This is a genomic window from Tsukamurella tyrosinosolvens (assembly GCF_900104775.1).
GTDB lineage: Bacteria > Actinomycetota > Actinomycetes > Mycobacteriales > Mycobacteriaceae > Tsukamurella > Tsukamurella tyrosinosolvens.
Genome location: NZ_FNSA01000003.1, coordinates 2,702,637 through 2,722,438, shown reverse-complemented (window position 1 = coordinate 2,722,438; position 19,802 = coordinate 2,702,637). Strand labels below are relative to the sequence as shown.

Annotated in this window: 36 protein-coding genes and 26 tRNA genes; 6 read left to right on the top strand and 56 right to left on the bottom strand. The window is 67.7% G+C overall.

Going from position 1 to position 19,802, the window contains the following annotated elements; all coding sequences use genetic code 11:
• The first annotated feature begins 45 nt into the window (after nucleotides 1–45).
• Together BLW32_RS15075 and BLW32_RS15070 are read left to right on the top strand one after the other, a co-directional pair.
• The gene (locus BLW32_RS15075) at nucleotides 46–1,341 is read left to right on the top strand and encodes a WGR domain-containing protein (RefSeq protein ID WP_231857304.1); all 1,296 of its coding nucleotides are present in this window, start codon (nucleotides 46–48) and stop codon (nucleotides 1,339–1,341) included.
• 84 nt (nucleotides 1,342–1,425) lie between these two features.
• Entirely contained in the window at nucleotides 1,426–2,313 is an 888-nt protein-coding gene (locus BLW32_RS15070) for a helix-turn-helix domain-containing protein (RefSeq protein WP_068740209.1), read from the top strand.
• Between the two features lies 1 nt (nucleotide 2,314).
• On the opposite strand, the gene BLW32_RS27670 is transcribed toward BLW32_RS15070, so the two are convergent.
• The 7 genes from BLW32_RS27670 to BLW32_RS15040 form a co-directional block, all read right to left on the bottom strand.
• Nucleotides 2,315–2,479: a hypothetical protein gene (locus BLW32_RS27670; protein WP_156486378.1), complete on the bottom strand. Its 165-nt coding sequence runs from the start codon at nucleotides 2,477–2,479 to the stop codon at nucleotides 2,315–2,317.
• A gap of 56 nt (nucleotides 2,480–2,535) precedes the next feature.
• The gene (locus tag BLW32_RS15065) at nucleotides 2,536–2,829 is read right to left on the bottom strand and encodes a hypothetical protein (RefSeq protein ID WP_068740207.1); all 294 of its coding nucleotides are present in this window, start codon (nucleotides 2,827–2,829) and stop codon (nucleotides 2,536–2,538) included.
• A gap of 49 nt (nucleotides 2,830–2,878) precedes the next feature.
• Complete coding sequence (locus tag BLW32_RS15060) at nucleotides 2,879–3,133, bottom strand: hypothetical protein (protein WP_068740205.1); 255 nt, start codon at nucleotides 3,131–3,133, stop codon at nucleotides 2,879–2,881.
• A 3-nt stretch (nucleotides 3,134–3,136) separates the two neighbouring features.
• Nucleotides 3,137–3,349 (bottom strand): hypothetical protein, encoded by a 213-nt coding sequence (locus BLW32_RS15055; protein WP_068740203.1) that lies wholly within the window; start codon nucleotides 3,347–3,349, stop codon nucleotides 3,137–3,139.
• 67 nt (nucleotides 3,350–3,416) lie between these two features.
• On the bottom strand, nucleotides 3,417–3,941 hold the full coding sequence (locus BLW32_RS15050; RefSeq protein WP_139286187.1) for a lysozyme family protein: 525 nt from the start codon (nucleotides 3,939–3,941) through the stop codon (nucleotides 3,417–3,419).
• A gap of 53 nt (nucleotides 3,942–3,994) precedes the next feature.
• Nucleotides 3,995–4,756 (bottom strand): metallophosphoesterase family protein, encoded by a 762-nt coding sequence (locus BLW32_RS15045; RefSeq protein ID WP_068740199.1) that lies wholly within the window; start codon nucleotides 4,754–4,756, stop codon nucleotides 3,995–3,997.
• Between the two features lie 12 nt (nucleotides 4,757–4,768).
• A complete protein-coding gene (locus tag BLW32_RS15040; protein WP_139286186.1) occupies nucleotides 4,769–5,194 on the bottom strand; it encodes a hypothetical protein in 426 nt (141 codons plus the stop codon).
• Between the two features lie 98 nt (nucleotides 5,195–5,292).
• On the opposite strand from BLW32_RS15040, the gene BLW32_RS15035 reads away from it, so the two are divergent.
• The 3 genes from BLW32_RS15035 to BLW32_RS15025 are packed head-to-tail and all read left to right on the top strand — an operon-like array spanning nucleotide 5,293 to nucleotide 7,230.
• Nucleotides 5,293–5,808 (top strand): winged helix-turn-helix domain-containing protein, encoded by a 516-nt coding sequence (locus BLW32_RS15035; protein ID WP_231857303.1) that lies wholly within the window; start codon nucleotides 5,293–5,295, stop codon nucleotides 5,806–5,808.
• The gene (locus BLW32_RS15030) at nucleotides 5,786–6,244 is read left to right on the top strand and encodes a hypothetical protein (protein ID WP_068740193.1); all 459 of its coding nucleotides are present in this window, start codon (nucleotides 5,786–5,788) and stop codon (nucleotides 6,242–6,244) included. The genes BLW32_RS15035 and BLW32_RS15030 overlap by 23 nt, the downstream gene beginning before the upstream one ends.
• A gap of 23 nt (nucleotides 6,245–6,267) precedes the next feature.
• On the top strand, nucleotides 6,268–7,230 hold the full coding sequence (locus BLW32_RS15025) for an ADP-ribosylglycohydrolase family protein (RefSeq protein ID WP_068740191.1): 963 nt from the start codon (nucleotides 6,268–6,270) through the stop codon (nucleotides 7,228–7,230).
• A gap of 59 nt (nucleotides 7,231–7,289) precedes the next feature.
• Here the strand turns inward: BLW32_RS15025 and BLW32_RS27665 are convergent, their stop codons facing one another.
• The 7 genes from BLW32_RS27665 to BLW32_RS14995 all read right to left on the bottom strand — a co-directional run bounded on the left by BLW32_RS27665 (nucleotide 7,290) and on the right by BLW32_RS14995 (nucleotide 9,842).
• Nucleotides 7,290–7,463: a hypothetical protein gene (locus tag BLW32_RS27665; RefSeq protein ID WP_156486376.1), complete on the bottom strand. Its 174-nt coding sequence runs from the start codon at nucleotides 7,461–7,463 to the stop codon at nucleotides 7,290–7,292.
• An 86-nt stretch (nucleotides 7,464–7,549) separates the two neighbouring features.
• Nucleotides 7,550–8,032, bottom strand: coding sequence for a cysteine hydrolase family protein (locus BLW32_RS15020; protein WP_068740189.1), 483 nt, complete (start codon nucleotides 8,030–8,032; stop codon nucleotides 7,550–7,552).
• A 16-nt stretch (nucleotides 8,033–8,048) separates the two neighbouring features.
• Nucleotides 8,049–8,270 carry a hypothetical protein gene (locus BLW32_RS27660; protein WP_068740187.1) on the bottom strand — a complete coding sequence of 74 codons (222 nt, stop codon included), beginning with the start codon at nucleotides 8,268–8,270 and terminating at the stop codon, nucleotides 8,049–8,051.
• A 54-nt stretch (nucleotides 8,271–8,324) separates the two neighbouring features.
• On the bottom strand, nucleotides 8,325–8,810 hold the full coding sequence (locus BLW32_RS15010; RefSeq protein ID WP_068740185.1) for a hypothetical protein: 486 nt from the start codon (nucleotides 8,808–8,810) through the stop codon (nucleotides 8,325–8,327).
• Entirely contained in the window at nucleotides 8,782–9,120 is a 339-nt protein-coding gene (locus BLW32_RS15005) for a hypothetical protein (protein ID WP_068740183.1), read from the bottom strand. Before BLW32_RS15005 ends, BLW32_RS15010 begins: the two co-directional genes overlap by 29 nt.
• Nucleotides 9,117–9,551 carry a hypothetical protein gene (locus tag BLW32_RS15000; RefSeq protein ID WP_068740181.1) on the bottom strand — a complete coding sequence of 145 codons (435 nt, stop codon included), beginning with the start codon at nucleotides 9,549–9,551 and terminating at the stop codon, nucleotides 9,117–9,119. The genes BLW32_RS15005 and BLW32_RS15000 overlap by 4 nt, the downstream gene beginning before the upstream one ends.
• A gap of 3 nt (nucleotides 9,552–9,554) precedes the next feature.
• Nucleotides 9,555–9,842 (bottom strand): hypothetical protein, encoded by a 288-nt coding sequence (locus BLW32_RS14995; protein WP_068740180.1) that lies wholly within the window; start codon nucleotides 9,840–9,842, stop codon nucleotides 9,555–9,557.
• A gap of 401 nt (nucleotides 9,843–10,243) precedes the next feature.
• Between BLW32_RS14995 and BLW32_RS14990 the strand changes: the two genes are divergently transcribed.
• Complete coding sequence (locus BLW32_RS14990) at nucleotides 10,244–10,732, top strand: hypothetical protein (protein ID WP_068740179.1); 489 nt, start codon at nucleotides 10,244–10,246, stop codon at nucleotides 10,730–10,732.
• Nucleotides 10,733–10,793: 61 nt separating this feature from the next.
• Here the strand turns inward: BLW32_RS14990 and BLW32_RS14985 are convergent.
• From BLW32_RS14985 to BLW32_RS14805, 42 genes are all read right to left on the bottom strand, one after another.
• Nucleotides 10,794–10,879: transfer RNA gene (locus BLW32_RS14985), tRNA-Ser, on the bottom strand.
• 29 nt (nucleotides 10,880–10,908) lie between these two features.
• A tRNA-Pro gene (locus BLW32_RS14980) sits at nucleotides 10,909–10,982 on the bottom strand.
• A 25-nt stretch (nucleotides 10,983–11,007) separates the two neighbouring features.
• Nucleotides 11,008–11,079, bottom strand: a tRNA-Thr gene (locus BLW32_RS14975).
• A gap of 26 nt (nucleotides 11,080–11,105) precedes the next feature.
• Nucleotides 11,106–11,615, bottom strand: a complete 510-nt coding sequence (locus BLW32_RS14970; protein WP_139286185.1) for an aminoacyl-tRNA hydrolase — start codon at nucleotides 11,613–11,615, stop codon at nucleotides 11,106–11,108.
• Nucleotides 11,616–11,686: 71 nt separating this feature from the next.
• Nucleotides 11,687–11,860, bottom strand: coding sequence for a hypothetical protein (locus BLW32_RS27655; RefSeq protein ID WP_156486375.1), 174 nt, complete (start codon nucleotides 11,858–11,860; stop codon nucleotides 11,687–11,689).
• Between the two features lie 73 nt (nucleotides 11,861–11,933).
• Nucleotides 11,934–12,004, bottom strand: a tRNA-Cys gene (locus tag BLW32_RS14965).
• A 29-nt stretch (nucleotides 12,005–12,033) separates the two neighbouring features.
• Nucleotides 12,034–12,240 (bottom strand): hypothetical protein, encoded by a 207-nt coding sequence (locus BLW32_RS14960; protein ID WP_068740176.1) that lies wholly within the window; start codon nucleotides 12,238–12,240, stop codon nucleotides 12,034–12,036.
• A gap of 80 nt (nucleotides 12,241–12,320) precedes the next feature.
• A complete protein-coding gene (locus tag BLW32_RS14955; RefSeq protein ID WP_068740174.1) occupies nucleotides 12,321–12,698 on the bottom strand; it encodes a hypothetical protein in 378 nt (125 codons plus the stop codon).
• A gap of 111 nt (nucleotides 12,699–12,809) precedes the next feature.
• The gene (locus BLW32_RS27650) at nucleotides 12,810–12,974 is read right to left on the bottom strand and encodes a hypothetical protein (RefSeq protein ID WP_156486374.1); all 165 of its coding nucleotides are present in this window, start codon (nucleotides 12,972–12,974) and stop codon (nucleotides 12,810–12,812) included.
• Nucleotides 12,975–13,020: 46 nt separating this feature from the next.
• Nucleotides 13,021–13,097: transfer RNA gene (locus BLW32_RS14950), tRNA-Pro, on the bottom strand.
• A 13-nt stretch (nucleotides 13,098–13,110) separates the two neighbouring features.
• The gene (locus tag BLW32_RS27645; protein ID WP_068740172.1) at nucleotides 13,111–13,317 is read right to left on the bottom strand and encodes a hypothetical protein; all 207 of its coding nucleotides are present in this window, start codon (nucleotides 13,315–13,317) and stop codon (nucleotides 13,111–13,113) included.
• Nucleotides 13,314–13,478 (bottom strand): hypothetical protein, encoded by a 165-nt coding sequence (locus BLW32_RS27640; protein ID WP_156486373.1) that lies wholly within the window; start codon nucleotides 13,476–13,478, stop codon nucleotides 13,314–13,316. Before BLW32_RS27640 ends, BLW32_RS27645 begins: the two co-directional genes overlap by 4 nt.
• A 190-nt stretch (nucleotides 13,479–13,668) precedes the next feature.
• Nucleotides 13,669–13,740 (bottom strand) — tRNA-Arg (locus BLW32_RS14940).
• A gap of 26 nt (nucleotides 13,741–13,766) precedes the next feature.
• Nucleotides 13,767–13,910, bottom strand: coding sequence for a hypothetical protein (locus tag BLW32_RS27635; protein WP_156486372.1), 144 nt, complete (start codon nucleotides 13,908–13,910; stop codon nucleotides 13,767–13,769).
• A gap of 79 nt (nucleotides 13,911–13,989) precedes the next feature.
• A complete protein-coding gene (locus tag BLW32_RS14935; RefSeq protein ID WP_068740170.1) occupies nucleotides 13,990–14,379 on the bottom strand; it encodes a hypothetical protein in 390 nt (129 codons plus the stop codon).
• 3 nt (nucleotides 14,380–14,382) lie between these two features.
• On the bottom strand, nucleotides 14,383–14,652 hold the full coding sequence (locus BLW32_RS14930) for a hypothetical protein (RefSeq protein ID WP_068740168.1): 270 nt from the start codon (nucleotides 14,650–14,652) through the stop codon (nucleotides 14,383–14,385).
• A 66-nt stretch (nucleotides 14,653–14,718) separates the two neighbouring features.
• Nucleotides 14,719–14,794 (bottom strand) — tRNA-His (locus BLW32_RS14925).
• Nucleotides 14,795–14,930: 136 nt separating this feature from the next.
• Nucleotides 14,931–15,015 (bottom strand) — tRNA-Ser (locus tag BLW32_RS14920).
• Between the two features lie 29 nt (nucleotides 15,016–15,044).
• Nucleotides 15,045–15,135 (bottom strand) — tRNA-Ser (locus tag BLW32_RS27630).
• 143 nt (nucleotides 15,136–15,278) lie between these two features.
• Nucleotides 15,279–15,351: transfer RNA gene (locus BLW32_RS14915), tRNA-Ile, on the bottom strand.
• A 57-nt stretch (nucleotides 15,352–15,408) separates the two neighbouring features.
• Nucleotides 15,409–15,483: transfer RNA gene (locus BLW32_RS14910), tRNA-Met, on the bottom strand.
• Nucleotides 15,484–15,563: 80 nt separating this feature from the next.
• Nucleotides 15,564–15,635, bottom strand: a tRNA-Val gene (locus BLW32_RS14905).
• An 85-nt stretch (nucleotides 15,636–15,720) separates the two neighbouring features.
• Nucleotides 15,721–15,793 (bottom strand) — tRNA-Ala (locus BLW32_RS14900).
• A complete protein-coding gene (locus BLW32_RS14895) occupies nucleotides 15,772–16,407 on the bottom strand; it encodes a 3'-5' exonuclease family protein (protein WP_074850589.1) in 636 nt (211 codons plus the stop codon). The genes BLW32_RS14900 and BLW32_RS14895 overlap by 22 nt, the downstream gene beginning before the upstream one ends.
• Before the next feature lie 45 nt (nucleotides 16,408–16,452).
• Nucleotides 16,453–16,665 (bottom strand): hypothetical protein, encoded by a 213-nt coding sequence (locus tag BLW32_RS14890; RefSeq protein WP_068740164.1) that lies wholly within the window; start codon nucleotides 16,663–16,665, stop codon nucleotides 16,453–16,455.
• Between the two features lie 33 nt (nucleotides 16,666–16,698).
• Nucleotides 16,699–16,771, bottom strand: a tRNA-Arg gene (locus BLW32_RS14885).
• A 10-nt stretch (nucleotides 16,772–16,781) separates the two neighbouring features.
• Nucleotides 16,782–16,859: transfer RNA gene (locus tag BLW32_RS14880), tRNA-Glu, on the bottom strand.
• 66 nt (nucleotides 16,860–16,925) lie between these two features.
• Nucleotides 16,926–16,998 (bottom strand) — tRNA-Trp (locus BLW32_RS14875).
• A 28-nt stretch (nucleotides 16,999–17,026) separates the two neighbouring features.
• Nucleotides 17,027–17,099: transfer RNA gene (locus tag BLW32_RS14870), tRNA-Lys, on the bottom strand.
• Nucleotides 17,100–17,109: 10 nt separating this feature from the next.
• Nucleotides 17,110–17,182: transfer RNA gene (locus BLW32_RS14865), tRNA-Arg, on the bottom strand.
• 4 nt (nucleotides 17,183–17,186) lie between these two features.
• Complete coding sequence (locus tag BLW32_RS14860; protein WP_414929950.1) at nucleotides 17,187–17,393, bottom strand: DUF6980 family protein; 207 nt, start codon at nucleotides 17,391–17,393, stop codon at nucleotides 17,187–17,189.
• 56 nt (nucleotides 17,394–17,449) lie between these two features.
• Nucleotides 17,450–17,523 (bottom strand) — tRNA-Pro (locus BLW32_RS14855).
• 148 nt (nucleotides 17,524–17,671) lie between these two features.
• Nucleotides 17,672–17,754, bottom strand: a tRNA-Tyr gene (locus tag BLW32_RS14850).
• A 22-nt stretch (nucleotides 17,755–17,776) separates the two neighbouring features.
• A tRNA-Val gene (locus BLW32_RS14845) sits at nucleotides 17,777–17,849 on the bottom strand.
• A 210-nt stretch (nucleotides 17,850–18,059) separates the two neighbouring features.
• A tRNA-Asp gene (locus BLW32_RS14840) sits at nucleotides 18,060–18,133 on the bottom strand.
• A gap of 174 nt (nucleotides 18,134–18,307) precedes the next feature.
• Nucleotides 18,308–18,384 (bottom strand) — tRNA-Ile (locus tag BLW32_RS14835).
• Nucleotides 18,385–18,409: 25 nt separating this feature from the next.
• Complete coding sequence (locus tag BLW32_RS14830; protein WP_068740160.1) at nucleotides 18,410–18,649, bottom strand: hypothetical protein; 240 nt, start codon at nucleotides 18,647–18,649, stop codon at nucleotides 18,410–18,412.
• Nucleotides 18,650–18,706: 57 nt separating this feature from the next.
• Nucleotides 18,707–18,779, bottom strand: a tRNA-Arg gene (locus tag BLW32_RS14825).
• A 1-nt stretch (nucleotide 18,780) separates the two neighbouring features.
• A tRNA-Leu gene (locus BLW32_RS14820) sits at nucleotides 18,781–18,864 on the bottom strand.
• A gap of 1 nt (nucleotide 18,865) precedes the next feature.
• A tRNA-Phe gene (locus tag BLW32_RS14815) sits at nucleotides 18,866–18,941 on the bottom strand.
• A 31-nt stretch (nucleotides 18,942–18,972) separates the two neighbouring features.
• A complete protein-coding gene (locus tag BLW32_RS14810; RefSeq protein ID WP_068740158.1) occupies nucleotides 18,973–19,227 on the bottom strand; it encodes a hypothetical protein in 255 nt (84 codons plus the stop codon).
• Between the two features lie 14 nt (nucleotides 19,228–19,241).
• Nucleotides 19,242–19,757, bottom strand: coding sequence for an HAD domain-containing protein (locus BLW32_RS14805; RefSeq protein WP_139286184.1), 516 nt, complete (start codon nucleotides 19,755–19,757; stop codon nucleotides 19,242–19,244).
• Nucleotides 19,758–19,802: the final 45 nt, after the last annotated feature.

Below are 19,802 nucleotides of genomic sequence, written 5' to 3'. Positions count from 1 at the left end.
GACCCCCCTGACAATCTCTAAATTAGAGAACACTGAGGAGGGGTAGTGACGTCGGGAGCGATCGAAACCGTCATGTTGATCCAGGTCAACGCGGCTGGGAACAACAACAAGTTCTACGAGCTGTCCAAGATGCCTGATGGCTCGACCTTCGCGCGTTGGGGCCGGGTGGGAGGTGGCGCGGGGCAGTCCCGCACCTACCCGGGCCACCACAGCTTCTGGGCGAAACGGGAAGAGAAGCTGCGTAAGGGCTACACGGTGTTCGACGGTGGCCGCGCTGCTTCGGCATCAGCAGCCGCGACCGTTCGGCGTGGACAGCTCACCGGGCGCGTGAGCGCCGGTCTGTTCCCGGGAGGGGTGGCGATGGCCGACGACCTCGTCGCGCATCTGATTCGGTCCAACCGTCACGCGATCGACACCGCGACCGGTGGCCGGATCCAGGTCAGCGACAGCGGCGCCGTCACGACCGCGCTCGGACCGGTGTCGCTGCCGCAGATCGGGGACGCGCGCGTCGCGCTCGGGCAGCTGCGTTCCGGCTACGACGCCGCGGCTGTAGAGAAGTACTTGACGCTGATCCCGCAGAAGATCCTGAACGTCCGTGAGCAGGACTGGGTGACCCGCGCGTGGTGCCGCGAGCAGGATGACCTCCTCGATGCGCTGGAGTCCGCGGTGACCCTGTCGACGGGAGCCGCGACCGAGGACGACAGCGAAGACGCTGCACCGATCGACTTCCGGCACACGCTTGTCGAGCTCGACAAGTCAGGCGCCGAGTTCAAGCGCATCGCCGCGAAGTTCAACGGCTCGCGGAACGCGATGCACGCGGCCAACAGGCTGAGCCTGCACCGCGTGTGGACGCTCGAAGACTCCACCGCCGCGGTGTGGGAGAAGCGCAAGGACGCACTGAAGCATCGACGCGAGCTCTGGCACGGAACAACTGCCGGCAACGTGCTCTCTATCCTGCGCACCGGCCTGATCTGCCCGCCGAGCAACGCCGGGGCCTACAACACCACCGGCCGGATGTTCGGCGACGGTGTGTACTTCTCCGACCAGTCCACCAAGAGCCTGAACTACGCGATCGGGAGCGCGCCCGGACAGCGTGGACGCGCCGGCGGCAGCATCCCGCTGATGTTCCTCGCCGACGTGGTGATGGGTCGAGAGTGCCGCTCGGATTCCTCGATCACCGCGGACCGACTCGTGGACCGCGCACGACGAGGAGTCGACGACAAGGGCCGGGCCTTCGACTCGATCTATGTTCGTGGCGGGCACTGCGCCGTCCGCAACAACGAGATGATCGTGTGGCGCACGGACCAGATCAAGCTCACCCACCTCTGCGAGTTCCGCTAGGTCCGAGTCCAGGCTTGGCCCTCTGCTCGCGACCCGCGGAGCCGGCGCTCTGTGCGACCATCGGACCCGACTCAGGGAGGTTTCGTGGCGGAGCAACACGCGCATCTGGCGCGCACGCGCCGACTGCTGTGGACGCTGCTGGTGTTCGCGACGGTCACCAGCCTGGCCGGCAACATCACGCACTCGACCGGCATGCAGCCCGCGGTCGGGGCCGCGCTCGGACCGATCCTCGCGGCGGCACTCGCGCCCGTGGCACTTCTCGGGCTGACGCACCTGCTCGGCATGTGGTCACGCATCAGCAGTCGCGGAGTGACGTACTGGTGCTTCATGGCGGCCATCGTCGCGATCAACGCCGCCGCGTTCCGCCTCAGCTTCGACGCGCTGCGCTCACTCGCGATGCAGTACGGGTACGGCCGCGGTGACGCGGCGCTGTTCCCGCTGATTCTCGACGGGCTCGTAGCGGTCTGCACTCTGGGCCTCGTGACGCTCTCCCGCATCGAGGCGACGCAGAAAGCCGCGGAAGCCCCCGCGCATGACGCGGGCGACGCGCCGCTGACCAGGCGAGATGCGCGCGATGGTGCGCAGGTTGATGCAGCTGACGCGCTCCTCGATGCAGGTGCGGCGCCGCGTCCGGCGCCTGACGCAGCGATGGTGCCGGCGGACGATGCAGATGACGCGCTCAGCATCACGTCGCTGATGCAGACGCGCGAGATCGAGACGCGGAGCCGGCCCTTGGTGCCACCCGGCGAAGGCCCTGACGCGCGCGATGCAGCAGCGGCTGACGCGGCTGAGCTCATCGCGTCGGGGCGCGTCAAGGTCGACCCCGCCGTGGTGCAGTCCGTGCTCGAGCGCACCGCGGCCGGCGCCCCGAGTCGGGTAGTCGCCGGCGAGGTCGGGGTGTCGCCGAGCACGGTGCAGCGCATCGTGAAGGCGGCCCGCGAGTCAGGGCTCGTCGGCGCGGACGAGCGTTAGCTCAGTACCCGGTGTACGTCCCCGAGGCAGCCTCGGTGTACCGCGTGTGCTGAAGCGTGTACGGGAACCCGTAGTCCTCCTCGTGGTCGAGGCGCTCGGCGATCACCGTGTCGGCTTCGGCCTGCGAGGCGGCGTCGACGTCGACGACGTAGCTGAAGATGGGCATCGGATCTCCTTCGATCGCGCCGCGCGGCTTCGCGCGTGGCGGTGTAGTTGGCCGTGTCAGGCTCGGGCGATCTGAAGGCGCCAGGTGTCGCCGTGATCTTCGTAGCGGCCCCAGGGGCCGTGGTCCTCTCGAGACCAGCTGGCCTCGACGACAGCGCTCGCCTGCTCGCCGAGGTCGTAGAAGGGAGGACCGGGGATGCCGCCGTTGTCCTCCAGATACACGTAGTCCAGCATCAGGCGCCGAGCGCCGATGACCTGCGCCCAGACCAGTACGGCAGTCGGAGCCGCGGCGAGAATCGCCCGGGCGATGGGGTGATCGCGAGGGATCACCGGCAGTGTGGGGTCGGACATCGTGCTCCTTGGTGGTCTCGTGCGCGGTAGCGCTTCGATCGCTGGCCGTCTAGACCAGATAGGGGACCTCGTGCCCGTCTGGCGCGATGATGCGGATGCAGAACGGGCCGGGCCAGTCCTTCACCGCGGTCGGGGCGCGCGGGTGCTCTCGGAGGAAGTTGAGGTCACCGGTGTCGGACCAGTCGCCGATCGCGACGGCGGCCTCATCGTCGGAGAGCGGCCAGTCGATGCCGCTGTACGGCTCGGCGGCGTAGAGCTCGCCGTTGTCCCACTCCTGAGGGTAGAAGCGCGCGACGTATCCCACGCTCTACCCTCCCGCCGGAGCGAAGCGGTCAGCGTTCATGGCGTCGAAAGTCACGCCGTACCCGCCGGGTCGGATGTGCGCGTAGACGGAGGGGCCCCAGTGCTCGGCTCTGCCGGCCGACATCGGCGCCTCGATCAGCCACACGATCAGGTCGTAGTCCTTGCCCGCCTCGCGCACCTTGTCGCCCACCATCAGGGCCCAGACATTGACGGCCACGGCCGCTCCTTCCGTTCGGGTGGGGAGATGGTGCTTCCACCGGCTCCATCGAGCCGCGCGCGGCGCGTTAGCGCGTGAAGGAATCCGAACTCGGTGTGCGCGCCTCGCCGTACCACTGCAAACCCGTGAGCTCGAGGAGCACCTCGCCACGGTCTCCCGTTCTGGGATGGACCCCATGCTCGGACACCAGATAGTTCCACGCGGAGGCGACGTTGGCGGCCGGGTCGTACACCCGAGCGGAAGTGCCGCGACCGTGGAATCTGGCGAACATGGTCGGCGTGAGTTGAAGCAGGCCGTAGGTCCCGTCAGCCTGGGAGAACGCGTTCGGGTTGTCGCCGGACAGGTGCCGTGAAGCCTTGCGCGTGATCGCAGTGAGCCGATCGATCACACGGGGCTCGGTGAATCCGGCGACTCGGAGACCGTCGGCAATGACGGCGTCGGTGACGACGGAGGAACTCGGGGCGTAGTCGATCGTCCAGACGGAGATCGGCTGGACCGCGTGGCCGGGAGCCGCGTTCGCCGGTGCGGCGAAGACAGCCGCGGCGATAGCTACGGCGGCCACCGAGCGAGTGATGCGTGTGCGAGTGCTCATGTCGACGAGGATGCGCCCGGACCTGACGGACTCGGCTCGACGGCGCGATCGGATCAGATGATGTCCCGGACCGTCAGGGACGACGCGTCGACCAGGATGACGTTGCGGAGGACCTTGTCTCCGTCGCAGTCGAGGCCCTCCACCGCGGTGACGCCGATCCGGTCGCGGTAGCGCCAGTGGTAGTGGCCGTGCACGAGGAGTCGGGGCTGCACTGCGTCAACGACCTTGCGTAGGCGAGCGCGGTTGGCGTCGCAGTCGTCCTGGAGTTGCTCGCTGAGACGGAAGCCGTTGACGCCGAGCCACTCGTCTAAGACCCTTCCGCCGGCCGGGGAGTCGTGGCTGATCATCACGTCTGCTGGCCCGGGGCTGATCGACCTGGCGACGTCACTGTCCGAGATCGCTTCGTCCGGCCACCAGTCCAGCCCGGGGCTCCGATGCGCGCGGTCGACGGAGACGGCGCCGCCAAGGGCCAGCCACGTCTTCCCGCTCCAGGACCAGCGATAGCCGCGAGGAAGGTGCGTGATGCGTTCGCGGATCGGGTGAACACCGTCGCGTACCGGCCACGCCTCGAGCGAGGCGTGGTCTTCGTGGTTGCCGTCCACCCAGAGCAAGTGCAGCTGGTGTATGGACAGGGTCTCGTCGAGCTCGTCGAGGTACTGCTTGACGAACGGCCCGGGCAGCATGCCGAAGTCGCCGGCCTGGACGATCGCTTCGGCGCCGCGCCGGGCCGCGGTGGTGATCGCGTGCTTGGCCCAGTTCACGTTGGCGTGCCAGTCGCCGGCGATGGCGACGGTGGTGGGGTCAGCGGGGATCATGCGCAACACCTGTCAGAGTTCGGTCGCGCGAGGTGCGCATGCCGAACACTCGGTGAAGGTGGCCGCGAGTGAGGTGTTGCCCTTCCACCAGGCCAGCGCTTCGGAATCGATCGAGAACCAGCTGACTGGCTCCCCGTTGCCGGCCAACAGGACGATCTCGTGTTCACCGCGGTCGATCTGGTGGCCGTGTCCTGCGAACTCCTCGGCGAGGCTGCGGAGTGTGTCGCGGCCAACGCATCGCGGCTCGGTCTCGAGGGCGATCGTGCGTCCGTGCCCGCAGTACTCGGTGGCACCGAAGCCCACGATGTCGCTGCTTACGTGATCTGTGAGTGAGGCCATTCCGCAGATCATGCCTTTGGACCACGCAGTGCGGTCTGCGCGGCGCGGGGTGATCGCTCGAGGCATTGACACTTCACTTAGATGGAAGGTATATTCCATTTATGCGAAGTGAAGCACCGGCGCTCTTTCCGACGTTCCGGTCCCAGCACCAGGCGGAGCTTCTGTCCCGCTTGTTTCTCACTGCCGCAGAGGTCCCCATGACCGACTTGGCCCGCGACCTCGATGTTCCCCTGACCACCCTGCATCGTGAGGCGGAGCGGCTCGAAGAGGCAGGCCTGCTCACCAGCCGGCGCGTCGGGCGGACGCGCCTGTTCCGTGCCAACACCCAGCACCCTGCAGCGCGCCCGCTCACCGAGCTGCTGACCGTCACCTTCGGCCCCGCCCAGGTGGTCGCCGAGGAGTTCGCGGAGCTCGGCGCCGACCGGATCCTCATCTTCGGCTCTTGGGCACGGCGCGTCGCGGGAGAGCGCGGGCATTTCCCGAACGACGTCGATGTGCTCGTGATCGGCGACTACGCGTTGCGCAGCGCCGCGTATCGGGCGGCGGACGCTGCCCAGTCGCGCCTCGGCTTCGAGGTGAACACCTCGCATCGCACGCTCGAGGAGTGGGAAACCGCGCCCTATGACCCCTTGGTGGCCGACATCCGCGAACGTCCCTTCACACAGGTACTGCCGAGTGTGGAGGAACACGATGGGGCGATGGACCCGCGGTGAGGCCGCGATCGAGAAGATGATCCGTGACGGCCACCTCGACCAGGTGTCGGGGGCATCAGCCGACGGACAGAGCTGGCTGAGTGAATCCGCGAGAGCAGTCGGCAGCGCCAGCATGCTGTTGGATTCCGACGCGCGGATGGCGTATCTCGCGGCATACGAAGCTGCGCGCTTCGCGCTGACTTCGGTGTTCATTCAGCAGGGGTTGCGGCCCACCAGCGCCGGCGGGCATGCGTGCCTCGCACACGCGGCTCAGGCCCAGTTCGGAGACGGCTTCGCCGGTTTCGATGCTCTGCGTCGACGCCGGAACGAGATCGAGTACCCGGGCAGACCGTCGGAGGTTTCGATCAGCCGAGGTGAGGCGTCCTCGGCTTTGGACGAAGCGCGCACGATCATCGACCACGCGCAGCAGCTCATCGGGCAGGTCGGGTTCTTCTGATGGCCGATCCCCTCACTGTGTCCATGAGCGTGCCTCAGACCGTCTCTGCGGACCGAGTCGCCGGCGCGCTGATCGGCTGCGCTGCCGGTGATGCGCTCGGTGCGCCGTACGAGTTCACGCACCCTGCACCTGCCGCGGTGATCGAGCCAAAGGGCGGGGGAGCGTTCGGCTGGGAGCCCGGCGAGTGGACCGACGACACGGACTTGACCTGCGTGGTGGCCCAGGGACTGCTCGACGGTGACCCATTCACCGCTGGCGGCCTCGACTCGATGGTCGACGGCTTCCGGCGCTGGCTCGACAGCGGACCGAAGGACGTGGGCCGCCAGACGAAGGTCGCGATCCTGCACGGCGCGCGTACCGCCGCCGAGATGACCCGGTTTGTCGAGTCCCGCGGCAACAGCAACAGCGGCGGCAACGGCTCGCTCATGCGCACCGCCCCGGTCGCACTGCGCTACCTGAACAACGCGACCGCGGCGATCGACGGGGCACGCCGAATCTCGGCGCTGACCCACCCGGACCCTGACGCCGGCCTGCCCTGCGCGCTGTGGACGTACGCGATCCGGCACGCCATCATCCGCGGCACCTTCGACGGGCCGCGGATGTTTCTCAACGCGCACGCCGGAGGGGCCACCCACGCCGAGTGGATGACGCTGCTGGACCAGGCCGAGACCGGCGATCCGACCGTCGATTTCCGCAACAACGGCTGGGTCGTGCACGCCCTACAGACGGCCTGGTGGGCGATCAGCACCACACCGGGCGAGGGAGAGGAGCACCTCACCGCCGCGCTGGAACGGTGCGTGCGAGCAGGCGGCGACACCGACACCACTGCGGCCATCGCGGGCACGCTGCTCGGGGCCCGCTGGGGTGCGAGCGCGGTCCCGGCCGCGTGGCTGGCGCGGCTGCATGGCTATCCAGGGATCGACGCTGACGGGCTCGGGCACCTGGCGATCGCGGTGGCGGAAGCCGGTGGCGCCACCGTCCAGTGAACGGACTCGTTGGCGGGGCAGATCAGAAGATCACGCCGGCGCGATCATCGTCGAGCGGCTCAGTCATCAACGAGCGTTACCTGGACGTCCTCCGCGATCGCGAGCAGCTCGATGGGTGGGAGGTTGTCGATGTCGTACTGCATCGCCTCCGCGAAGGTTGTCGCTCCGGGGTACGCCTCGGGGACCTCCTTGATGTTGGGGGTGTAGTAGGCGTCGATGCGGATGTGCGGCATGGCTGCTCCTTCGGTCGGTGGGCGGATCGAAGCACAGCTGCGCGGCGTGCAGGCCCCGTGGCGCGAGGGGTGCTGGACACCCCACGTCACGGGCGCAGAACCCTCTGCGCGGGCAGGATCCGGTCACGCCCGAGCACGCGGGTCAGCGCCGTCAGCCCAGCAAGGTGCGCCTCCGCTCCGCCGGCCGACGCGCACAGGTCTGCAACGACGGCCACGTCGATCCCGGCATCGAACAGTTGTGTGGCTGCCGCGTGTACGCATACGTCAGTGTCGAGCCCGACCACGTACACACGGCCAGCGAACTCGGGCACCGCAGGGAGCCCGTAGGTGTTCTTGGTCAACACCCGAGTGGCGCGCTCGGCCACAGCGCGGTGCAGATCGGTGTCCGGTGAGGATTCAGCGCCCGTCCACCCCATCAGCTCGCGGCAGGGCGACTTGGGCATGTTCACGTACCGCGTGGCCACCACCTGGTCGGGACCGAGAAGGGCGATGAACGCGGCGATCCTCGCTGGCAGGTCTGCAGGCACCTTCGCGGTCAGAAACGCGTGCTGGACGTCGACCGCGAGCACGGCGCTCGGGACAGAGTCACTGCTCGATCCAGAACCGCGACCAGCCGTGCTCGAACCGGCCCTTGTCCGTGAGGGAGGCGGCCAGCTTCTCCTGCAGATCCGGGGACGGCACCCGGTAGCAGTACGCCGACGAGGGCAGCAACTCGGCGACGATCGCAGCCGGGGATGCGTCGTCGGGAAACTCGACGGTGCGCTCGCTCTGGTAGTCGCCGTGGTGGATCTGCTCGATGATCTTCACGCGGCGTAGCGTGCCCGGGGTGGCCCGGAGAGCGAGGTGCGCGGCGCGGGCTACTCAGGTGCGCGGTGCCAGCGGGTTCCCGGTACCCTCGTCCCGATACCAGTACGGCGGCGGGAACTCGGCGGTCTCGTAGACCTTGATCGACTCGATGCCCACGGCCGCGAGGGCCGCCTGGAACCGGTGAAGTTGGGCGGCCAGTGCCGGCCAGTCCGTCTGCCAGCGATCATCAGCCTTGAATGCGCCCCACACCGCGGCGCGCCCAAAGTGGACGACACGACATCCGGAGGAGTCCCAGCCCAGCATTTGCTCCACGGCGCTGACCTGCTCCGAGAGCTCGTCTGCGTACTGGTAGCCGACAGACAAGACCTCAGCGTTCTCCACCAGCGCTCCGGTGAAGTCGAAGACGACGTACTGCTTCTCGGACACGTGCGCCCCAATCTGTGCGGTTTCGGCTACTCCGTCGAGTAGAGCACGCTGCGGGGTCGGCCCGCCGTCACGCCGCGCCACGACCTCAGAGTGGCTGCGCTCCAGCGCGGCCACTGCCCTCCTCGCGACGCCAGCGCCGGATCGATGTGACCGCTGTCGTCACCACCTCGTTCTCGCCGCAGCGCGTGACTCGGGCGAGCTTGCCGGCCGCCGGGTACGCGTGGACCCGTTCGATTCCCCGAAGCTGGTCGCCGATCAGGAGCTCCGTGCGGTTGTGGTGCAGAACCCACACGGTCTCCGTACCGTCGGCGTGCCCGACCCGCCAGGTCCCGAGCGTTTCGGCGGACAGCTCGTCTGGCTGATCTTCCTGAACCCGGGCCGGGGCCCGGTGGGCCTCCGAGCGCGGGATCGGCTGGTCGGTCACCCCGGCGCCCTGGTCAATCGTTCGAGCTCCTGCTCCAGCTCGCCGCGTGCGATCGCTGCTCCGACGCGGGCGCGCTCCTCGGGGCTGACGTCCTCATCGGGACCGATCAGCCTCACGCTGTTGCCGGCCACCGTGTCCCAACTCCCTCCGTAGAGGTGCCGTTGAACGCCGCCGGTCTGATCGTGCAGCCGCTCTGCGACAACTGCGGCATCGCGGCCGCGGAACTCCAGCCTCGTCGCCGTGGCTGGCCGTTCGCCTGGCAGGCTCGGCCGCAGCTCAATAGTGAATCCGGATTCGTCGGTGACCTCGACGAGATCGCCGCGCGCATCGCTGCTGGCGACCGGCTCGGTGTCGAGCATCGCAGCGTAGGCATCGGCGGCGTGCTGCAGCGCGGGCGCCGGTGTGTACAAGGTGATCCGCGACAGTTGCATCGGCTATTCCTCGAGCCTCTCGATCTTGCGGATGGTGCTGCTGATTCGCCAGCGGTCTTCGAACGGTCCTCCGTCGTGGACGATGTGGAAGGACTCGCCGACGCGGGGCCAGGCGTGGATCGCGACGATGGCGTGCGCGTCGCCGTCGCCCTGCGAGGCCCCGCTTCCGGTGGATCCCGGATTCCGCGTGTACTGGCCGGCGTCGAGGTCCCAGATGTGCGTGGAACCTTGCGTCGTGACCAGCCACTTGCCCGTCGAGTCGGCGTTCAACTCCTGCACTTCGATGCTCATTGCGTCTCTCCGTCGAATTCCTCGGCTAGCTGGTCGTTTCGTACCGGTTCGGCACCGGCGCGTCCGGGTCAGAACCCGGAGATGTAGCCGCGCTGGTCCACCCGTCGGCAGTGACCGCAGATGCCGTTCCAGCCGTCGGGGTGTGGGCTGTCGGAACAGCCCTCGCGCGTGCATGTGAGACCGCTGCTGGACCCGCAGCTCGAACAGTCGCTCTCAGCGTAAGGGGTGTAGGTACCGCAGTGCGAGCACTCCCAGTTTCGTGTGGTGTCAGGCAGAAAGACCATGGCCTCTCCGAACGTCGGGTGGATGTTCTCGTCAGACTGCTACTCGCCAGCAGCCAAGGACGCGGGCGGCGCGCCTACCGCGGCGCAGACCAGACCTTCGCGTCATGATCTGCGGCCATGAGCATCAACTGGGACAGCATCTACGAGGACCTGCGGGACGACCGGAGGGTGGAGATCCCCGCCACCGAGTACGGCGGCGCGCAGTGGGACGAGATCCACCTCAGCTCGGCGTGGCCCGTCGGTGGCTCCGTGGTCACCGAACCGTTCGGCGGGGAAGACTACGAGACGATCTTCTCCGGCCGAGAGGCCGAGGTGTTCATCCACGATTCATACAGCGACGAACTCGGCGGCGCGGGCGTGAAGGCCTACGCCGAGGCGGTGCATCGTCTCGTCGCGCGGAAGCTGGCCGCTGCGAAGCTCCATGAGCCCGGTGTCGACGGCGGCCGGCTCAACCACATCTCCGTAGAGGTGAGCGGGACGGAGCTCGAGGTGACTCACGGACACGAGCGCGGTGGCGACCCGCAGTGGTGGGTGGAGAACGCGGGCGCGATCATCGCGGGGGTGCTCGCCGACAAGGGTGCGATCTACCGCGAGATGCGCGTCTGATCGCGGGTCGGGTCGCCGGCCGCACGCGTGCCGCAGAGGCTCCAGAGTGTGTGATGTGGAGCGGAGACGAGGGGATTCGAACCCCTGCACGCTGTTACCCGTGTACGCCTTAGCAGGGCGCTGCCTTACCAGCTCGGCCACGTCTCCAAAGTGGCTGCGTTCCAGTGCAGCCGAGGTCGGGGTGACAGGATTCGAACCTGCGACCTCCTCGTCCCGAACGAGGCGCGCTACCAAGCTGCGCCACACCCCGTGAACGGACGCCGAAGCGCCCGCAGAGCCCCCTGTCGGAATCGAACCGACGACCTGCTCATTACGAGTGAGCTGCTCTACCACTGAGCTAAGGGGGCGTGCTCCGCGGCGGAGCGCAGGTAGTTCATCGCGGCGACGCCACGACCGTGCGTGTTGGCACGCCATCGAATTCCGTGAGACCTGCGTCGACGATCTCGATCTGGCCGCTGGCCGACGCTGGCGCACGGTAGACGTCGAAGGTCGGCAGGTTGCCGACCTCGAGCACGATCGCGCACAACGCGTGCGCGACCTGCGCCGCCATCTTGCCGGCGCTCATGTTCCCGATCACGCCCACCGACCACTCGCTGCTGCCCGGGTGCTCGGGAAGATCGTCCGCGCAGTGGAGTCCTTCTACGCGGGCCCGGGACATCCACCGCGGCATCTCCGCGTACGTGAGCGGTGCGAACGCCGCGGCGCGAACACCTTGCTCTTCGACGGCGTATGCGCATGAGGCGATCGCCAGGGCGAAGTCGGCGTGTGACTTCGCCACACGTACCGACTTCGTGAACCGGCCGCCGAGCCAGTGTTCCCAGGCGGGGTCGGTTCGGTCCGAGGCCTCGAGCGCGCGAGCCGACGCCGACGCCGCCGCGGTCACGCCGGCCGAGAGGGGGAACGTCTTCGCGTTCGGCGGCAGCATGATCGGCTGGACGAGAGCGTCGCTCGCGGTCACAGGAACTCGTCGGGCACGGGTCCTGGATCCTCGGACGCGAGGACCGCGTAAGCGTCGTCGAAGACCACCGGAGCTTCGCCCTCGTACAGGCCGAGGGCGTCGTCTTCGGTGCTGGCGTCGTAGACGGCGCGAAGCTGGCCGGATCCGTCTCGGATGTTGAACTCGGGCATCGGTGCTCCTTCGGGTTGCGGACGCGCACGGACCGTACCGGCGAAGTGCCGCCGGAGGGCCGACGCCGCGTCGAGGCGCCTACCGGAATCGAACCGGTGTGCGCGGATTTGCAATCCGCTACCTCGCCACTCGGTCAAGGCGCCAGGTGCTCGCCGGAGCGAGCGGGTCGTGCTCAGTCGTCGTAGACAACGAGGAAGATGTCGTCGAAGTGGCAGGTGTTGGTCCACCCGCCCCGATCGAAATGGAGGTTCACGTATCCGCCGTCGGCCTCGGCGATGGTGCCCGAAGCCACCTCGTTTCCGTCGCCATCGCGCCGGACCCAGTCCTCGCCTCCGTTCTTTCTGGCGAGCGCGTAGGTCAGCGGTACTTCGGTTGCCACAACGGTCTCCTTCAGGGAAGGTCGGCGGAATGGGAGCACGGTAGGTGCCGCGCGCCGCGGGCGTGGACCGCGGCGCGCGGTCAGTCCCACCAGCCTCCGCCGTACAGGGCGTAGGGGCCGGCGACACGGTTGTCGATCACGTCCTCGTCGATCTCGCCGCTGCTGTTCGCGTCGCGGGTGAGCGACCGAGCGATGGCTCGCTGGGCGGTGCGGTCGGCCCGGTACCAGCGGCGTCGAGCAGTCTGCCGGTATCCGGACTCCGAGAACAGCTTGCGCCAGGGGACCGGTTCGCTGACGGGCTCCCACTCGCAGTACGCGGTGAAATTGTCCCGGCTCCAGGGATCGGCGGGCAGGTCGCACTCACCGCGGCGCAGGCACGCGTAGCTGTGGTTGGGCCGCATCGCCGGTGCGTCGTGGACCTGCACGTGCGAGGGGCGGGTCTTGTCGGTCTTGGACATCGGATTCTCGCTTCTGCGAGCTGCCCGTGGCGTCCGTTCCGCCACGCGGTAGACAGCCCATCTAGATGCGGTCCATGTCGGTCTCCTTCTCTCCAGGCGCCGGCCTGCCGGCTAGTCGCTCAGCGGTGTGGTCGGTGTCAGCGTGATGGTCCTGTCGGCGTGCCGGTGACCCGTGTACTGCCGGCCGCGGGCACCCGCCTTCGCGAGGTTCGTGCGGCCGCGATCGTCGACGGTAATCAGCTCGCCGGGGCTGTCATCGACGTCTTCGAATGTCACGAGTGCTCCTCTTCATGCTCTCGGGACCGGCACGGTGCCGGTCACGTGGTCGGGCTGACAGGATTCGAACCTGCGACCTTCTCACCCCCAGTGAGACGCGCTACCAAGCTGCGCCACAGCCCGTTTCGGCGGGGCGTTACTCCCGGCGCCGGATCTCGAACCGTCCTCCCGCGGGCAACGTCACCCGGTAGTCCTGTCCCGGGAAGCCGGGGACTTCTCCGCGGGACACGACGAAGAGGCCCGGCTCGAGCTCTCTGTGTCCGGTGTACGGGTCGATCCAGTCGACCTCGTTGTCCGCGGCGTCGATCACCACGAACTCTTGAACCGCGCCGCCCCCGGTCACTGCTGGGCGACCTTCCCCCAGCTCCAGATGGAGTGCTCGATGTAGTTGCCGGCCTCGTCCTTGGGCTCGGCCTCGCTCCAGGTGAGGTATTCGCCGAGCACGCGGATCGCGTCGGCCTCGGTCGGGGCCTCGACGACGACGGGGATCGTGAACTTCTCCATGGCGTTCCTTCGGTAGTTCGGTCAGCGGCGCCAGTCACACACGCTGAAGCGGAGTTCGTGTGCCGAAGGTAGACAGCCGCGCCCATGTCGGCGCCTAGCGGCGCGGCTGAAGCGGATTGGTCTGGCAGGGCTTGCGCCTGCACCTCTCGACCCTGTGCCGAGCGCTCTCTCGTCGTTGAGCTACAGCCAGTGCCCCCGGCTGGATTCGAACCAGCGACCAACGCCTTAGAAGGGTGCTGCTCTTCCGCTGAGCTACGGGGGCTTGGTGCATGTTGGACTCAGGGGTGGCTACCAGGTGTCCGGATCGCTCACGGACAAGACGGAGTGATCGGGTGCGTCGTCGAGTTTCGCGGCGATCATCTCCTCGATCACGCTGACCGCGTCCGCACGGTTGGCGGCTTCGAGTGTGAGTCCGATGTCGAACGTCGGCATGGCTTTCCTTCGGGGGAGTAGTGACTCGGGCGATCCGGCGGCGCGTCTCGCTGAGGGCTCCGTCGATCGTGCGCTTCTTTCAGATCCAGTATCGGTCAGGAAGCTGCCGCAAGCGCGAGACGCCCTCATCAAGTGGGAGGTCCCAGCACGGCAGGAGCGCGTCGTGGAACTCGGCGAGAACATCGGGCCATGGCCGGCGCGCGGGGGCGTCCGAAGGCCAGTCGTACGTCGGCAACCGCATGGTGTGGAGGCCGGTGTTCTCTCCGGGACCGATCGAACCGCGCAGCGAGAGGTATCCGTGAGGGATGTCCACCTTCGCCGCGTGCTTCGGGTTCGTCCAGTAGAAGACCTGCAGGATCTGCTCGCGGCCGTCGGCGTGCTGGCGGGCCCCGGTGATGAGGCCGGTCTCGTCGACGACGGTGAACCCGCTGCCGGTCACCAGATCCCGCATGCGCTTGAGGGTGGTCATGCTTCAGTTCCACTCGCGGAGGATCTGGCCCAGCGGCGGGTATCCCCCGCGCGCGATCTCGGCCTTGATCTCGTCGAGCAGCTCCTCACCCGCGAGGTTGTTGCCGTCCAAGCTCGCCACGCCCTCGTGGGTTCCGTCATCGAGGTCGACGAAGATGTCGAACCAACCCTCGTACTCGGCGGGATCGGTCACCTCGTCGATCGTGTAGGTCGCGTTGTCGTACTTCGGGTCCGTGCTGTCGACTGCGTACACGGCCCGGGTCTCTGCGCTCATGTCGTGCATGGTCTGGCAGATACCCCACGCGCGACGGATGTGGCGCGGCGCGTGCGGGGTCATGTTTGGGGCGGCGTGCCGGTCTCGATCCGGCTACCTCCGGCACCACAAGCCGGTGCTCTACCTGGTGAGCTAACGCCGCCATGACGGTCTCCCGGACAGGGGAGACCGGGCCGCTTCCTCCGCACCGCCTGTCCGCGGTCACGGAGCCGGAGCCACCCGGGCCCGGCATCTCAGCCGGGCAGTTCCAGCGCGAGTAGGAGTCGCGTCGGGATGCGCGGAGGAAGAGGGATTTGAACCCCCGGTGGTTTCACCCACGTCCGCTTTCAAGGCGGGTGCATTCGGCCGCTCTGCCATTCCTCCTGATGCAGCTTCGACGGCGCTGCGGGCCGTGGCGGAAGGTGCGAGGGTCGAACTCGCAAGGGCTTTCGCCTCAACTGGATTCGAATCAGTCCCCGTCGCCAGCTCTCGGGTTGACCTTCCATGCGCGGGGCGATGCTCCCCGCTGCCCGGCCTTCAACCGGGTTTGCCGAGTCTCACGGCCCTGTCCACGCGCCTGCACCGACAGGCCCGGCCCCAGGTTGGTGGAGCCGGCGGGAGTCGAACCCGACCGCGGTGGATCCTCGTAGCCGTGGCGGGTCTCGATCCCGCGACCTGCGCATTATGAGTGCGCGGCTCTACCAACTGAGCTACACGGCGTCAACCGAGTCCGAGGGGGACTCGTCGATCAGCGCGACGCAAGGGCGCCGTGCTTCGTTGCGGAGGCGGGATTCGAACCGCGCGACCTCTGGGTTATGAGCCCAGCGAGCTACCTAGCTGCTCCACTCCGCGTTGGGGCAGGATCCCGGTGCCGGTCACCTGCAGTTCGAACGCGCCTGCGCCCTGACACCGGGGCTTCGGGCAGGCGAACGTGGTCTCGGCTGGGATCGAACCAGCGGCCTCCTCGATGTCACCGAGGCGCTCTCCCACTGAGCTACGAAACCGGGCGCGAGAGGCGGCACCCGCATCGCGGGGAGTCGAACCCCGCTTCTACCTCTCGCTGAGCGCAGCCCGCGGGACTGCGCTTTGTGGACCGGACGGGAATCGAACCCGCTACCTCCGCACTGCCAGTGCGGCGCTCTACCTGGTGAGCTTCCAGCCCGTATCGACTCCGAGCAACACCCGCAGCGCCTCCGCGTTGCCGTGGGCGTCGTCGAGCGGGTGATGTGAGTGGGCGGTGCGTCGCAGCTGCTTCCAACTCGACTGCGCCTCCCACTGGCCCCTTACGCCGGCGGCGAAGTCGCCGATTCGGCGTGACGAGTGCCCGAACAGCAGCTCGCCGATCGAGGGATCGGTGAAGCAGTTCAGCCACATGGCGTCGAAGCCGTTGTTGTCGCTGACCAACACTCGCCGGGTGAGACGGAAGTCGGCGAGCCAGCGCTGCAGGTCACGTGCCACGTCCTCGACATCGAGTCCGTCGACCTTCTGCTCGAGGTTCTTCCCGTCGGTGATCCAGAAGGGCTCGGGGATGAGGTAGCCGTCCTCGTCCTCGTCCGCCACGGGCAGAGCCGGGATGTCCGGGTGCGGGTGGTTGCGGTACAGGTGCCCGTAGAACGAGCGTCCGGAGTGCACGTGCACCACAGCGAACTCGGTCATCACCCCGGTCATCGGAGTGGGGGAGGTGGCCTCGACGTCGACGATGAACAGCGCGTCGAGCTGGCTGTGGCTCGGGGGAGAGATCAGCGCGTGCTCGGGCTGGTGCGGTGTCCCTGACATCGGTCTACTCCTTCGTTGGAGGGGTGCGCGTGGGCCAAGCCAAGCTCAGGCATCGCGGTGATCACGGAGCAGGACATAGAGGCCGTCTCGAGCCTCGGTGTCATTCCATCCCCACTCACGCCCGAGATGGATGAGGCGCGCCTGATCGTCGGTGAGGACGCTACGTAGCAGTTCGTCCGTCAGCTCCTGGTCGGTGTCGTATTCCCTGCGGATGTCCGCGATGTCCTCATCCGTAAGGATCTCTTCTCGGTTCCCCACCGCTGCCTCCTGTGTCGTCTGTGCCTTCGAGCGTGCCCCCGGACGGATTCGAACCGCCGACCCCTGGTCTAGGAAACCCGCGCTCTGTCCACTGAGCTACGGGGGCGTGCGAGCAGTAGCGCTGACGGGAATCGAACCCGCGTCCTACCCGGAGTGAAAATCCGGTCGCCCCTCACCAACAGAGCAACAGCGCCATGGGCGAAACCGCGACAGACGCCACAGTCTCTCGTTCCGAGGCGCCGATCAGCGGCCCGGAGTAGCAGGGGCGACAGGGATCGAACCTGCGACCTTCGGTTTTGGAGACCGACGCTCTGCCAGCTGAGCTACGCCCCTTCGACCCGGTTGCGGACCGGAAACCGTGTGCCCCCAGCAGGACTTGAACCTGCGACCTGCAACTTAAAAGGAAGCTGCTCTACCGACTGAGCTATAGGGGCGGGTCAGTTGTGCCCGCGGCAGGACTCGAACCTGCGGCCTTCCGCTCCGGAGGCGGACGCTCTATCCGCTGAGCTACGCGGGCATCGTCAACCCACCGACTGCGGCAGCTTCGTGCCGCACCAGGGGCAGTACGCGATGGTGACCCAGGAGGATCCGCCGTCATGGACGCGGATGCCGTACTCCCCGAACGTGGTGCTTCTCTTGATCAGGCTGTCGGGGCAGTCCGCGAGTTCCGGATGCCTGTCGCAGGCGAACTCGACCTGCGCGGCCATAGCCAAGCAGCAGTGAACCACCGTGTCTCCTCGCCTAGTCGGTGCCGCGACAGCCTTGCGCTGTCGCGGGATCTGCGTCGGGGTGACACGATTCGAACGTGCGACCCTCCGCTCCCAAAGCGGATGCGCTACCAAGCTGCGCCACACCCCGTTAGGTGACCCTTGGCCTTAGTACACACCCGCCGAGGCGAGCTTCCCGCGAATCCCCCGAGACCGGGTCAGGTTCTCGGGGCACGCACCGCGCCGAGTTGGCGCGTCCGTGGGTTGGGCCTGTGGACTCCACGGTGAAGCGACTGGTGTGCCGGGTGAAGGATTCGAACCTCCGTAACCCGAAGGCGACGGATTTACAATCCGCTCGTTTTGGCCGCTCACGCAACCCGGCCTGTGCGCCCGGAGGCGCGACGTAGTCCCCGCCGGACTTGAACCGACGACCTCTCCGGTGTGAACGGAGCGCTCTCCCAGCTGAGCTAGGGGACCAGGGTGAGGTGTAGTTTCGCCGGGCCGTACGCGCGCCGGTTTCCCACCTCGTCGATCGCGCCCGCCGCGTCCGTTCCCACGTGCGGTGACGTGGGCCCGCGGAGTCGAACCGCGGTGCGAACAGGCCGGCGGTCCTCCGCCGGCCTGCGATCTAGCGACCGCGCCGAAACGCGCCCCGTGCACGGGGCAGAGTTCCGACGAGATCGGTTGCGACCATGACGGGACTCGAACCCGCGACCTCCACCGTGACAGGGTGGCGCTCTTCTCTGCTGAGCTACACGGCCATGTGCGGACTTGACGGACCCGCGGTGCGACCTGCACGGGCTTCTCGGGGCCGCCAGGCCAGTTCCGAGCCGCAGGTCTGCCGACGCGCCTTCACCGCCACCCCGTCGAACGGGTCACAGGCGAGGGGGGTACTGCGCGCTACCCTCAGGCCCGCCGTCGCCGGCGCGGCCCAGTTGACTCCCCGGGGGTCGAACCCGGCACCTCCGTCTTATCAGGACGGCGCTCTAACCAGCACATGAGCTAGAAGCCATTGACCTTGCGGCCGGTCTCGCGGTTCAGTCGGTGAATCGCTCAAGCATCTCCGGTGGCCCGAACTGGCGCCACCACGCGAGGGTCCGCACCTCGCCCGGCTGGGCTTCATGCGACTCGTCGATCTTCTCGTCCTCCGCCGTTCCGCCGTGCAAGTGCACGTACGGGGCGTATCCCTCGTCGGGGTACATCTCGGCGGAGTAGTTCGCCTCGACGAAGAGGTGGCAGTCGCGGCACTTCGCGTATTCGATCTGGTTCTCGTCCATGCCGGGACCGTAGGCGAGCTGGCGTCCGCATGGACGCCGAGGCGCAGAGCGCCCGAGCGCCGCGAGAGGGATTCGAACCCCCGACCCCCTGCTCCGTAGGCAGGTGCTCTATCCACTGAGCTACCGCGGCTTGGTGCGCCCGACAGGAGTTGAACCTGCACGTCCGGAGACACCGACCCCTCAGATCGGCGCGTCTGCCATTCCGCCACGGGCGCATGGTGGTCCAGGCCGGAATCGAACCGGCGACCTCTCGCTTTTCAGGCGAGCGCTCTACCAACTGAGCTACCGGACCAGGTGCCGGCGAACTGCCAGCGATCTTCGGGTCAGTACCCGAGGAAGGAGTACTCGTCGGCCGCCCCGTCGGGGTCGGGGCCGAGAGCCTCGTTGAAGGCCTCGTCGACCAAGGAGTCGGTGCCGGAGCGGTACCCCCAGAAATACTTGCTCGTCGCCTCGAAGAGGGTGTCGTCGCTGACGTCCTCCGGGAGTCCGGTAAGGCGCAGTGCCTCCGGCCGGTTGATCTCGATCACGGCGTCGCACTCGACTTCCATGCGCGCGTACACCTTGAACTCGTCAGCCATCGTGACTCCTCGTGTCAGTCGGGCCGCGTTGTGCGGCCACTCGACGAGGAGAACAGGAACTGCTCGGTCTCGTCGATGACGGCGCGTGTCACCCCGTGGAGTTCATCGAGCTCCGGGAGAAACAGCCGCCCGGCGATGACGTCCTCGAGCTCGTGCTCGAGGAAGCCCAGCACGTCGTCGAGAACCACCGCGCGTTCGATCTCCGGGTGCCGCGCGAGGAAGTCCACGGCGCCGCGCACCTTGAGGCTGTGGCCGAAGCTCACGCGGTTCTCGTCGTGCGGGATCCACTCAAGGTCTCGGGGAAGACCGAACCAGGCGGCGTAGTCGTCGCACTGGTCGTTCCACGTGGAGTTCCAGATCAGGCGGACCCCGCGCGCCTGCAGGTCGCAGAGCCAGTCCCGGACGTCCTTGACGACGTGGGTCGGGAAGCCGGACGGCCGGGTCAGGAGCGTGAATCCGGTGTCGGCCGCCGGCACGTTCAGCGTGCCGTCGATGTCGAGGAACACCGCGCGGGATGCATCGTCTGCCATGGCGAACCACCGTAGAGCGCCGACAGGTTGCCAGCGAGAAGGGCG